This window comes from Rhizobium bangladeshense (genome assembly GCF_017357245.1).
Taxonomy (GTDB): Bacteria; Pseudomonadota; Alphaproteobacteria; order Rhizobiales; family Rhizobiaceae; genus Rhizobium; species Rhizobium bangladeshense.
This window is the reverse complement of the sequence record NZ_CP071612.1, coordinates 1,539,467-1,551,751: the sequence shown is the minus strand read 5'-3', so window position 1 is coordinate 1,551,751 and position 12,285 is coordinate 1,539,467. Positions and strand designations below refer to the sequence as shown.

General features: G+C 60.7%; 9 protein-coding genes and 1 pseudogene. 7 read left to right on the top strand and 3 right to left on the bottom strand.

Annotated features, from left to right (window positions below; all coding sequences use genetic code 11):
* The first annotated feature begins 69 nt into the window (after positions 1–69).
* The 3 genes and pseudogenes from J2J98_RS07490 to J2J98_RS30265 form a co-directional block, all read left to right on the top strand.
* A complete protein-coding gene (locus J2J98_RS07490; protein ID WP_064706849.1) occupies positions 70–846 on the top strand; it encodes an arginyltransferase in 777 nt (258 codons plus the stop codon).
* Positions 847–1,722, top strand: coding sequence for a DMT family transporter (locus tag J2J98_RS07485; protein WP_207602763.1), 876 nt, complete (start codon positions 847–849; stop codon positions 1,720–1,722). It begins immediately after the preceding gene.
* A 1-nt stretch (position 1,723) separates the two neighbouring features.
* Positions 1,724–1,807: pseudogene (locus J2J98_RS30265) on the top strand (type II toxin-antitoxin system death-on-curing family toxin); the annotation flags it as partial.
* Here J2J98_RS30265 and J2J98_RS07480 read toward each other — a convergent pair.
* Complete coding sequence (locus J2J98_RS07480; RefSeq protein ID WP_064711174.1) at positions 1,797–2,258, bottom strand: SRPBCC family protein; 462 nt, start codon at positions 2,256–2,258, stop codon at positions 1,797–1,799. The pseudogene J2J98_RS30265 and the gene J2J98_RS07480 sit on opposite strands and share 11 nt — an antisense overlap.
* A gap of 248 nt (positions 2,259–2,506) precedes the next feature.
* Positions 2,507–4,762 (bottom strand): DNA topoisomerase IV subunit A, encoded by a 2,256-nt coding sequence (parC, locus tag J2J98_RS07475; RefSeq protein ID WP_207602762.1) that lies wholly within the window; start codon positions 4,760–4,762, stop codon positions 2,507–2,509.
* A gap of 233 nt (positions 4,763–4,995) precedes the next feature.
* On the opposite strand from parC, the gene J2J98_RS07470 reads away from it, so the two are divergent.
* Entirely contained in the window at positions 4,996–6,183 is a 1,188-nt protein-coding gene (locus J2J98_RS07470; RefSeq protein WP_207602761.1) for a YdgA family protein, read from the top strand.
* A 119-nt stretch (positions 6,184–6,302) separates the two neighbouring features.
* On the opposite strand, the gene aspS is transcribed toward J2J98_RS07470, so the two are convergent.
* On the bottom strand, positions 6,303–8,093 hold the full coding sequence (aspS, locus tag J2J98_RS07465; RefSeq protein ID WP_064711172.1) for an aspartate--tRNA ligase: 1,791 nt from the start codon (positions 8,091–8,093) through the stop codon (positions 6,303–6,305).
* 255 nt (positions 8,094–8,348) lie between these two features.
* Here aspS and J2J98_RS07460 point away from each other — a divergent pair, with 255 nt between their 5' ends.
* The 3 genes from J2J98_RS07460 to J2J98_RS07450 all read left to right on the top strand — a co-directional run bounded on the left by J2J98_RS07460 (position 8,349) and on the right by J2J98_RS07450 (position 12,252).
* Positions 8,349–9,740 carry a multicopper oxidase family protein gene (locus J2J98_RS07460; protein WP_138395066.1) on the top strand — a complete coding sequence of 464 codons (1,392 nt, stop codon included), beginning with the start codon at positions 8,349–8,351 and terminating at the stop codon, positions 9,738–9,740.
* A gap of 131 nt (positions 9,741–9,871) precedes the next feature.
* On the top strand, positions 9,872–11,017 hold the full coding sequence (gene rnd, locus J2J98_RS07455; RefSeq protein WP_207602760.1) for a ribonuclease D: 1,146 nt from the start codon (positions 9,872–9,874) through the stop codon (positions 11,015–11,017).
* A 173-nt stretch (positions 11,018–11,190) separates the two neighbouring features.
* The gene (locus J2J98_RS07450; protein WP_207602759.1) at positions 11,191–12,252 is read left to right on the top strand and encodes an adenylate/guanylate cyclase domain-containing protein; all 1,062 of its coding nucleotides are present in this window, start codon (positions 11,191–11,193) and stop codon (positions 12,250–12,252) included.
* Positions 12,253–12,285 lie beyond the last annotated feature (33 nt).

Sequence of the window (12,285 nt, the reverse complement as noted above, 5' to 3'; positions counted from 1 at the left end):
GACGTTTTCCATTCTTAGGTCATGCTGTCAGAAAACGGCACTGTCTCGACAAGGAAACTTCCGCGACAAATGAATACGCAGACGACGCCATCCCCGCAGTTTTATCTGACGGCTCCGGCTGCGTGTCCGTATCTGCCGCATGAGATGGAACGCAAGGTCTTCACTCATCTGGTCGGCCCGCGGGCCGCCGAGATGAACGACATTCTCACCCAGGGCGGGTTCCGCCGTTCGCAGAACATCGCCTACCGGCCGGCGTGTGAATCCTGCCGAGCCTGCGTTTCGGTGCGAATCCTCGCCCAGGAATTCGAACCGACGAAATCAATGAAGCGGGTGCTTGCCGCCAATGCCGACGTCATCGCCACCGAATTCGCCGCTCAGCCTTCCAGCGAGCAATATTCACTTTTCCGGCGCTATCTTGATTATCGCCACCAACAGGGCGGCATGTCCGACATGACGGTGCTCGATTATGCAATCATGGTGGAAGACACGCATGTGAATACGCGAATCGTCGAATACCGCCGGCGCGAGGAAGGCTCCGGGCTGGAGGAGCGGCCGAAAGGCGAGCTGCTTGCCGCCGCACTGACCGACACGATGAGTGACGGGCTCTCGATGGTCTATTCCTATTTCAATCCGGCTCTTGAGCGACGTTCGCTCGGCACCTTCATGATTCTGGACCATGTCAGGCGCACGAGGGCGCTCGGCCTGCCGCATGTCTACCTCGGCTATTGGGTTCAGGGATCCCGGAAAATGGACTACAAGACCCGCTTTCAGCCGCAGGAGCATCTGACGCCGCGCGGCTGGGAACGTTTCGACCCCTCCTCCATGCCCGAAAGCACCCACGACTGAATGTCCCATACTTCCGACCACCGGAAGGGCTTGCTGCTGACGGCGATCGGCGGCCTGGCGCTTTCGATTGATATTCCGCTTGTCCGCCTCGGCGAGGGCGACATCTGGTCGATTCTCGGAATGCGAAGCGCAGCAACGGTTCTGGCCACGCTTGTCATCCTTGGAGCAATGCGCCTTGCCTCAGGCAAATGGCCGGTCCTTGTGCCGGGGCGACCCGGTCTACTCGCCGGTCTGCTCTATGGCCTCTCCTCACTTACCTTCGTGCTGGCCGTTTTCAATACGAATACAGCCAATGTCGTCTTCATCGTCGCCTTCAACCCCATGTTCGGGGCTCTTCTTTCCTGGATCTTTCTCAAGGAGAAGCCGCAGCCCGCAACGCTGATCGCCATGCTGTTCATGATCCTGGGTGTCGGACTGATCGTCAGCGAAGGGCTTTCCAGCGGCCATGCTTTTGGCGACGCCATGGCGCTTCTCAGCGCGCTTATTCTTGCCGCAGCCATCACGGTCGGGCGTGCGTCGCGCCGGGAAATGGGCTTCGTGCCGCTGCTCGCCGCCTTTTTGCCGGCTGTGCTTGGCCTCGCGCAGGCACTGCCCTCAGGCCTTGCCATCGCCCATCCCGGCTGGATTCTCTTCAACGGTGCCATCGTGATGCCGGTTGCGTTCTGGTGCCTGGCAACGGGGCCACGTTATCTTTCCGCGCCCGAAGTCGGCATGTTCTATCTGTTGGAAACGGTGCTTGCGCCGATCTGGGTCTGGCTGATCTTTGCCGAAACGCCGGCGGCGATGACACTCGTCGGCGGCAGCATTCTGGTGGCGACAATTGCCGCGCATTCCCTCTGGATGGCGCGGCGGAAGAGCATCAGGCAAGTGTTGTAACGTCCTTGCCGTCGCCGTCAGAGAGATCGACGAGGACGGCGCGACCCGCTTTCTTCGGGATTTCAGCAAACCGCTCAACCCGTAGCCTTAAATTGCTGCTGTTCCAGCTCCTTGCCGAGCGATTCGACCACATGCGCCCAGCCCTGCCGGGTCTTTTCCTCGTGTTCGGCCCACTCAGCGCACATTGTGTGGGTCAATGTCAGGCGGCTGCCGCTGCCGAGAGACTCGATATCGATCTCGACCCGGTCGCAGTTATGATCGTGTTCCTCGACGGTGAAGCTGAACGCCATGTGCCGGGGGCGCTTCAATTCCAGGAACACGCCCTGGTGAAAAGCGTCTCCTGTCGGGCGGCGGTCGACGATGAAGAAGCGCCCGCCGACGCGCGGGTCGATATCGGCCCGGATGACATGACCATCGTTGGTCGCAAACAGGAAACGGCGGGCGATTTCGGGGTTGAGCCAGGCGTCGTAGACGACAGCCGGCGACGCCTTATAGGTGTGGCTGACACGGCATTTGATCGTGTTGGCGGCAAGCATCGATTTTCCTCCGTTAAGGCGCGCGCGCCTTCCCTAAGCGCACGGGCAACAGCCGCTCCGTCCGCCCACGGAACCGGCCTTCTCTTATTTTTTGTAACAGGCATAAGATAGAGAGGTTCCGGAGCTCGCCAAGAGCCTATCGCAGAATTTACCGCACACCCCTGAATCGGGAGGATGAGTTCGGGAATATTATGAAGATTCAGGTGTTTACGGGCCGCGCCTGACGGCACACGCGGCCCAGTGAAAGCTCAGCCGGCGAACTTGCCGCTGCGCGGAAAACCCTTCGGCACGGTGCGGCCGGCGCTGGCGCGGTCGCCCAGCCATTCGGCAAGTTCGTCCCGGTTCTTCGTGAAGGTGCGGCCGGCGCTGTCTTCCCAGACGAGGCCGTCTGCTATCGCGAAGCAGCGGACGTCGGAAATGCCGCCGTCCTTGTAGCGCTGCAGGCGAACGCCCTTGCCGCGCGACATTTCCGGCACCTGCGCAAGCGGGAAGACCAGCAGCTTGCGGTTCTCGCCAACGACGGCGACATGATCGCCGCTAACGGGCACCAGCAGCTGCGTTTCCTCCGGCAGCGCGACATTCATGATCTGCTTGCCTTTGCGCGTATTGGCGACCAGCTCGGACTCGGGAACGACGAAGCCGTTGCCCGCCGTCGAGACGATCAGTTGCTTGCGCGAGGGATCGTGGACAAAGGCGGTCAGCACTGCCTGGTCGTTATCCATGTCGACCATAATACGCAAAGGTTCGCCGTGGCCGCGGCCACCCGGAAGCTTGTCGCCACCGAGCGTGAAGGCCTTGCCGCCCGTGGTGACGATCAGGATCTTGTCCGTCGTCTGCGCCGGGAAGGCCACCTTCAAGCCGTCGCCTTCCTTGAAGGTCAGCGTCGCCGTATCGGTGATATGGCCCTTCAGCGCACGCATCCAGCCCTTTTCTGAGATCACGACGGTGATCGGTTCCTTCTCGATCATCGCCTGCTGGATCGCATCCTCATCGGCCTCAGGCGCATCGGCGAACTGGGTGCGGCGGCGGCCGACTTCCGTCGCCTTGGCGAATTTCTTCTTCACTTCGCCGATTTCCCAGGCGACCGTCTGCCACTGTTTGTCGTCGGAGGCGAGCAACGCCTCGATCTCGCTCTTTTCCTTGGTGAGTTCGTCGAACTCCTTGCGGATCTCGAATTCTTCCAGCTTGCGCAGGGCGCGCAGACGCATGTTGAGGATCGCCTCAACCTGATTATCGGTCAGATCCCATCGCGCCATCATGACGGGCTTCGGCTCGTCTTCCTCGCGGATGATCCGGATCACCTCGTCGATGTTGAGGTAGGCGATCAGAAGGCCGCCGAGGATTTCGAGTCGCTTGTCGATCGCGGCCAGACGGAAGCGCGACCGGCGCTGCAGGACCTCACGACGGTGGTCCAGCCACTCCTTCAGCACCTCGTTCAGCGCCATGACCTTCGGGATTCGGCCCATGGACAGAACGTTCATGTTGAGCGGGAAGCGGCTTTCGAGTTCCGTCAGCTTGAACATCGATTCCATCAGGATCGTCGGATCGACGCTCCGGGACTTCGGTACCAGGACGATACGGATGTCCTCGGCCGATTCATCACGAATATCTTCCAATAGCGGCAGCTTGCGCGCGATCAGCAGCTCGGCGATCTTTTCGATCAGCCGGGATTTCTGCACCTGGAAGGGAATTTCGGTGACGACGATCTGGTAGCCGCCGCGGCCCAGATCCTCCGTCTGCCATTTCGCCCGCACGCGGAAACCGCCACGGCCGGTGCGGTAGCTCTCGACGATGCTGTCGCGGCTGTCGATGATGATGCCGCCGGTCGGGAAATCCGGGCCGGGAATGAACTCGACCAGCTTCTCGACGGTCGCGTCGGGATGCTTGATCAGATGCAGGGCCGCGTCGCAAAGCTCATGGGCATTGTGCGACGGGATTGAGGTCGCCATGCCGACGGCGATGCCGGAGGAGCCGTTGGCAAGCAGGTTCGGGAAGGCGCCGGGAAGCACGACCGGCTCGGAATTCGATTCGTCGTAAGTGTCGCGGAAATCGACGGCATCCTGGTCGATGCCTTCGAGCAGCAGTTCGGAAACCGCCGTCATCTTCGATTCAGTGTAACGCATGGCGGCGGGGCTGTCGCCGTCGATATTGCCGAAATTGCCCTGGCCGTTGACCAGCGTGTAGCGCTGCGAGAAATCCTGGGCAAGACGGGCAAGCGCGTCGTAGATCGACTGGTCCCCGTGCGGATGGTAGTTACCCATCACCTCGCCGACGATCTTGGCGCATTTTCTGAAGGCCGAAGTCGGCCTCAGGCCCATCTCGTTCATCGCGTAGACGATGCGGCGATGGACAGGCTTCAGCCCGTCGCGCACGTCAGGCAAGGCGCGGTGCATGATGGTCGACAGCGCGTAGGCGAGGTAACGCTGCTCGAGCGCCGCCTTCAGGTCGACCGGTTGAATGTTGTCGTCGTCTCCGCCGGAAGGCGGCAAAATCTCTTGTCCCATGGGTCCTGACTAGCTCAGAAGAGCCCGGCGGGCAAGGAATCCAGGCCATTGCAGCTGTGGATGAAGTCTACCGATCGACATTGAAGAACGAGATAAGCATCATCCGCAATTTGGATTTTGTTTGCCCTTCCTTTCAACAAAAAATTAGTGGGCCGCAATATAAAGCCGACCTAATCCGTAGTAGCGTAACTGCAGATTTCCAAACAGCCACACGCCACCAGAGGAATCACCCAATGAACTTTCACCGGACAACACGGCTGATGCTGTCGAGCGCAGCCTTTTTCTCGCTCGCCGGCTCGGCTTTCGCTCTAGATGGCGCCGACCTGCTGAAGAAGCTCAATGCCGCCTATGCCGCACAGGGCGGAACGATTTCGGCTGACGGCGTCGATGTCGAGGGCACCACCGTGACCTTGAAGAACGTCAGCGTCAAACCCACCGGCGGCGAGAGCCTCGCCATCGGCGAGGTCACTCTGTCCGGCGTGGAAGAAGACGAGGAAGGCGGATATTATATCGAACAGGCCGCCTTCCCGGACATCAACACCACCAACGACGGCGTCACCGTGACCGCGCAGGAGCTGACGCTCGGCGGCATTTCGGTCCCGGCCACACCGGGCGGCGACAGCCTGGATACAATGATGCTCTACGAAAACGCCCATACCGGCCCGCTGAAGGTGGTCAAGGACGGCGCGGAAGTGTTCTCGGTGCTTGAAAGCGACATGAACCTGACGTTGCGGGAAGACGAATCCGGCTTCGATTTCGACGGTGCCTTCAAAAGCATGAAGGCCGATCTCAGCAAGACAGAGGATGCACAGAGCAAGGATGCGATCGAGAAGCTCGCCCTACAACACGTCCAGGGCGACATCACCATGAAGGGCGCCTGGGAACTTGCGCCCGGCACGATCGACATTTCCGAATTTGCGCTGGACTTCACCAATATCGGCAAGCTCAACCTCGGCTTCAAAATCTCCGGCTACACCATGGCCTTCGTGAAGTCGCTGCAGGATGCGATGAAGCAATCCGAGACCAACCCGAACAAGGAGCAGTCGCAGCAGGCGCTCGGCCTTGCCATGCTCGGCTTGATGCAGCAGCTCTCCTTCGAGGGCGCTCACGTGCGCTTCGAAGATGCCTCGATCACCAAGCGCGCACTCGATTATGCTGGCGCGCAACAAAACATGTCGGGCAAACAGATGGCGGATTCGCTGAAGGCGATGACGCCGATCATGCTGGCGCAGTTGAATATTCCCGAGCTGCAGAATGCCGTTTCGGCCGCTGTCAACACCTACCTCGACGACCCCAAAAGCCTCACGGTCAAGGCCGCTCCTGAAAAGCCGGTGCCGCTGCCGACGATCGTCGGTGCCGCGATGGGCGCGCCGAACACGCTGCCGCAGGTGCTCGGCGTCAAGGTTTCGGCCAACGACTGATCGCTTACATCTTAAGCAAAGGGCCCGGCAGTTCCGCTGCCGGGCCCTTTCTTGTTTCAAATCAAACGATCCGCGCAAACAAAAACCGCTGGGCTCTTTCGTTCGACAATGAGCCGAACTCAGTCCTTTTTCGCCGGTGGGATCGGGCGGATCGCGAGTTCGCGCAGCTGCGTCGGCGTCGCCGGGCTCGGAGCGCCCATCAACAGATCCTGAGCCTGCTGGTTCATCGGGAAGAGCGAGATCTCGCGCAGGTTTTTAGCACCCACGAGCAGCATGACGATACGGTCGATGCCGAAGGCAGCACCGCCATGTGGCGGCGCGCCATACTGGAAGGCGCGGTAGAGGCCACCGAAACGATCCTCGACGTCCTGCTGGCTGAGGCCGACCTTTTCGAAGGCGGCGACCATGGTTTCCGGCGACTGGTTGCGGATCGAACCAGAGGCGATCTCGAAACCGTTGCAGACGGCGTCATACTGGAACGCCTTGATCGTCAATGGATCCTGGCTCTGCAGCGCTTCAAGGCCGCCCTGCGGCATCGAGAACGGATTGTGGGCGAAGTCGACCTTCTTCTCTTCCTCGTTCCATTCGAAGAAGGGGAAATCGACGATCCAGCAGAGTTCGAAGCGGTCGCGGTCGACGAGGTTCAGTTCTTCGCCGGCCTTGGTGCGGGCCTCACCTGCAAACTTGTAGAATTTTTCCGGCTCGCCGGCGACGAAGAAGCAGGCGTCGCCATCGCCGAGACCGAGCTGGGTGCGGATCGCTTCGGTGCGTTCCTCACCGATGTTCTTGGCAAGGGGACCCGCGCCTTCGAGCTTTTCGCTTTCGCTGCGCCAGAAGATGTAGCCGAGGCCCGGCTGGCCCTGGCTCTGCGCCCAGGCGTTCATGCGGTCGCAGAAGGCGCGCGAGCCGCCGGTCTTTGCCGGGATCGCCCAGACCTGAACCTTCGGGTTAGAGGCGATCATGCCGGCGAAGACCTTGAAGCCAGAGCCGGCGAAATGCTCGGTCACCGCTTCCATGACGATCGGGTTGCGAAGGTCCGGCTTGTCCGAGCCATATTTGCGGATTGCCTCGTCATAAGGGATGCGCGGCCATTCCTTGGTGACCGGCTTGCCGTCCGCAAACTCCTCGAACACTTTGGTCATCAGCGGGCCCATCGTGTTCCAGACGTCTTCCTGGGTCACGAAGCTCATTTCGAGATCGAGCTGGTAGAATTCGCCCGGCAGGCGGTCGGCGCGCGGGTCTTCGTCGCGGAAGCACGGCGCAATCTGGAAATAGCGGTCGAATCCTGCGACCATCAGCAGCTGTTTGTACTGCTGCGGCGCCTGCGGCAAGGCGTAGAAGGTGCCGGGGTGAATACGGCTAGGCACGAGGAAGTCGCGCGCGCCTTCCGGCGAGGAGGCCGTCAGGATCGGCGTGGTATACTCGGTGAAGCCCGCGCCGCCCATCTCACGGCGCATGGCCGAAATCACCTGGGTGCGCTTGACGATGTTCTTATGCAGGGTTTCGCGGCGAAGGTCGAGGAAGCGATACTTGAGGCGGACGTCTTCCGGATAATCAGGCTCACCGAAGACCGGCAGCGGCAGTTCCTTGGCGGCGGAAAGCACTTCTATCTCCTGCGCGTAGAGCTCGATCTCGCCGGTCGCCATGTTCTTGTTGACTGTCTCTTCGGTACGCGCCTTGACGAGGCCGTCGATACGGATGACCCATTCGCCACGGACGGTTTCCGCCGTCTTGAAGGCGGGGCTGTCCGGGTCGGCGACGACCTGAGTGATGCCGTAATGGTCGCGAAGGTCGATGAAGAGAACGCCGCCATGGTCGCGAACGCGATGGACCCAGCCGGAGATACGGACGGTCGAGCCGACATCCGTCTTGCGGAGGGCGGCGCATGTGTGGCTGCGGTAGCGATGCATGATCTCAAATCCTGGCATGTGGCTTAAGACGGCAGCAGGGGTTCGAAGACCCTCACGCGCCGACAAGAAAATCGGGCGGAAAAGCGCATGGACGCTCCGATTTGTCAAGGCTCGGCGCGCCCCGCCCCTGGGTTTGGCACGCGTTTATGGCGAGGCTGCGACCCCCAGGCTGCGGCAGTTTAGCCGCCATTCCCTTATTGATGAAGATGCGGCTCAACTTTAAAAGGAGCGGCATTCCCATCATGGAGCCTCCGCATGCCTCTCCTGACCCGCCGCAACCTTCTGAAGGCATCCGCCGTCGCGGGCGCCTATGGCGCCGGCATCGCCATTGCGGGCAAATTCGGGCTTGCCGAGGCTGCACCTGAGCCGCAGCTGCTGACGGCTGTAAAGACCGAGGCCGTGCTGACCAAGGCTGGACCGACCAGGAATATCATGAGCTGGGGCCATGAGGGCATGCCGCCGGTTCTGAGAATGACCAAGGGGCGGCGCTATGCGGCGAGGCTGAAAAACGAGCTCGACGAGCCGACCACAATCCATTGGCACGGGCTTCGCATCGACAACCGCATGGATGGCGTGCCCTTCGTGACGCAGCCCTATATCTATACCGGCGACAGCTTCGACTATGCGTTCACGCCGCCCGATGCCGGCACCTTCTGGTATCATCCGCATTGCAACACGCTGACGCAGATGGGGCACGGCATGACCGGCATGCTCATCGTCGAGGATCCGGCCGATCCGGAGTTCGACGCCGAGGTGCTGCTCAATCTGCGCGACTGGCGGCTCGGAGGCGACGGTCAGTTCATCGCCCCCTTCCGGCCGCGCGACGCTGCCAAGAGCGGCACCTACGGCACGCTACGCACCGCCAACTGGCGTCAGGAGCCGCAATATGATGCGCCGGCCGGCGGATTGGTGCGGCTGCGCATCGCCATCACCGACGTGACGCGCATTTTCTCGCTGAAGATGGTGGGCGCAGAGGCGACAGCCATCGCAATTGACGGCAATCCGGTGCCGAAACGCTTCCCCCTGGACCTCCTGCAGATCGGGCCTGGCCAGCGGCTCGATCTTGCCGTGCGCATGCCGGATGAAGAAGGCGCCGTCGCGACACTGGAAGATATTCGCGGCACGGCGCCAAAGACGATCGCCAGCCTGCGTTCGATGGGAGCATCGTTGAAGCGCGATATCGGCGATCTCGGACCTCTTGGCCAAAATCCTGTTCCGGCGCTCGATCTTTCCGCTGCCGAACAGATCCCGCTGGTATTGAGCGCCACCGCGGAAAATGCCGCCGCCGAAAGCATCTGCGGCACGCTCGGCTACAGCTTCTGGGCAATCAACAAGGTCCCGTGGCCGGGAGACACGCCGGATCCGACGGCGCCTCTCGCGGAATTGAAGCTCGGCAAGAGCTATGTGTTCAATCTCGAGAACACCACACCGCACGCACATCCTATCCACCTCCATGGAATGAGCTTCACGGTGATCTCCTCCTCGACGCGGGAGGTGATGCCGCTGGTGTCCGATACCTACCTCGTCCAGCCGGACGAGAAGGTGCAATTGGCCCTCGTCGCCGATAATCTTGGCGACTGGGTGCTGCATTGCCATATCATCGAACACCAGAAGACGGGGATGACCAGCTACGTCAGGGTGAGCTGAAGCATTCGCTTTGCCTCAGTTTGGACGTGATTCTTCTTCAGCAATGCGCGAAGCGTATGCTGTTGTATTGACATATCGAAGCGAAAGGAGAAGGAAGGTTCAACCAACCTTTTCCTTGCGAATGAATTGATATGATCGAAACCACCGCCGATTTGGCGGCCGCCTGCAAAGAGCTGGCCAAGTCCGACTTCATCACCATTGACACCGAATTCCTGCGTGAGACGACATTCTGGCCGGAGCTCTGCCTGATCCAGATGGCAAGCCCGACCTTGGAAGTTCTCGTCGATCCGCTGGCGAAGGGCATCGATCTCGCGCCCTTCTTCGAGCTGATGGCAGACACGAAGGTGTTGAAGGTCTTTCACGCGGCGCGCCAGGACATCGAAATCATCTTCAATCGCGGCAATCTCATTCCGCATCCGATCTTCGACACGCAGGTCGCGGCAATGGTTTGCGGTTTCGGCGACAGCGTCTCCTACGACCAGCTGGTCAGCCGCATCAAGAACGTCCATATCGACAAGTCGTCGCGCTTCACCGACTGGAGTCGCCGGCCGCTTTCCGAAAAACAGCTGGAATATGCGCTGGCCGACGTCACCCACCTGCGCGATGTCTACCTGTCGCTGAAGGCTGAACTCGACCGAGAAGGCCGCACGTCATGGCTTCGCGAGGAAATGGACATTCTCGAAGCGCGTGAAACCTACGACATGCATCCTGATGATGCCTGGCAGCGGCTGAAGATGCGTCTGCGCAAGCCGCAGGAGCTGGCGATCCTGAAATACGTCGCCGCCTGGCGCGAGCGCGAGGCGCGGGCGCGCAACGTTCCACGTTCGCGCGTGTTGAAGGACGATGCGATCTACGAGATCGCCCAGCAGCAACCCAAGGATGCCGAGGCGCTCGGCCGCTTGCGCACCATTCCCAAGGGCTGGGAGCGCTCGGCCGCCGGGACGGCAGTCGTCGAAGCGGTTAACGCTGCGCTCGCTCTTCCGAAAGCCGAAATGCCGCATGTGCCTCGTCAGGCGCAGGCGCCCGAGGGCGCAGCGGCGGCCGTCGAGCTGCTGAAAGTGCTGCTGAAGCTGATCTCGGAAAAACATGGCGTGGCGCCGAAGGTGATCGCCAACAGCGAGGATCTGGACAAGATCGCCGCCGATGGCGAAAAGGCTGATGTCGCTGCCCTGCACGGCTGGCGACGCGACCTTTTCGGCGAGCCGGCGCTGCAGCTGATTCAGGGCCAGATCGGGTTGCGCTTCGCTGGCCGGAAGGTTGAAACCGTCAGCCTCTGAAAACAAAGGCGCGTCGCATCAAGCAATTCAGGCGACGCACTTCAGTCCTTGTTTTATGCATGTCGTTATCCCCGCTGCAAACGTCGGGGCGACATCCATGAATTCGAATCCGCTTGACGCTTTTTTTCCAGCTGAAACAATGGCTGGAGGAAAGCTCAGCGCGAAGAGGCCGCATGCGGGAAATATCTCCGACGCAGAACTGGATCTTGATTACGATCGTGCTGGCTGCCAGCGGCGTCGTCTATGATATGATGTTCTACTCCAATCAGACTCCGGTTGTCGGGGCGATCTTTGCGCTTTTCATCGGCATTCCGATTCTTGCCTTCGAGCGCAAGCTGCTGTTTCGCACTCTCTACAGACGCATCCACAGGCTGCCGACCTTTGTCTTCATCATCACGGAGCTGGTGATCTACGAAATCCTGATGAGCGTCGGCTTTGCCTGCGCGGGCCTGCTGCTCTGGTCGCTCGGCATGCTGAAGCCGACGTCGCTCCTCGACCTCGTCATCATGCCGTTCGAGGTCTTCCTCTATGCTCTTGCCGTCTGCTCGGCGCTGATCTTCATCCTGCGCGTGCGGGAGCTGCTCGGCCGCGAAGTATTCGTCAGCATGCTCATCAGCCGCTATCGCAATCCGGTCAAGGAAGAGCGTGTCTTCCTGTTTATCGATCTCGTCGATTCGACGGCTTTTGCCGAAAAGCACGGCGACCTCCGGGCACAGCAGTTGCTGAGCTCCCTGTTTGCGACCTTTGCCGAGCCGGTCCGGCGCCACAAGGGCACGATCAATGACTATGTGGGCGATGCGGCGATCATTACCTGGCCACTTGCCCGCGGCGTCAAGGATGCCCGCTGCGTTCGTTGCATCTTCGATATCCTCGCCGATATCGAAGCCAATGCCGCCGGCTGGCGGAAAAATTACGGGCAGGTGCCGAAGCTTCGCGCCGCTCTTCATGGCGGCGAGATCATCACGGCGGAAGTTGGCGTCGACCACCACAAGATCAGCTATTTCGGCGATACGGTGAATACGACCGCCCGGCTGGAGACGCTCTGCCGTAGCCTCAATCGGCACGTTCTGATCTCCGCAGAGCTTGCCCGGCGCATGACTTTTCCCGAGGAAATTTCCTGCGAAGATCTCGGCATCCACGCCGTCAAGGGGCGCGGCCAAGCGCTCGGCGTCATGGCGCTTTCCTCACGTGCGGTGACCGTACTGAACACGCCCGCAGTCGTTCTGCACGGCTGAGCAGTATCCATTTATCCAGCGTCACCAAAGCTT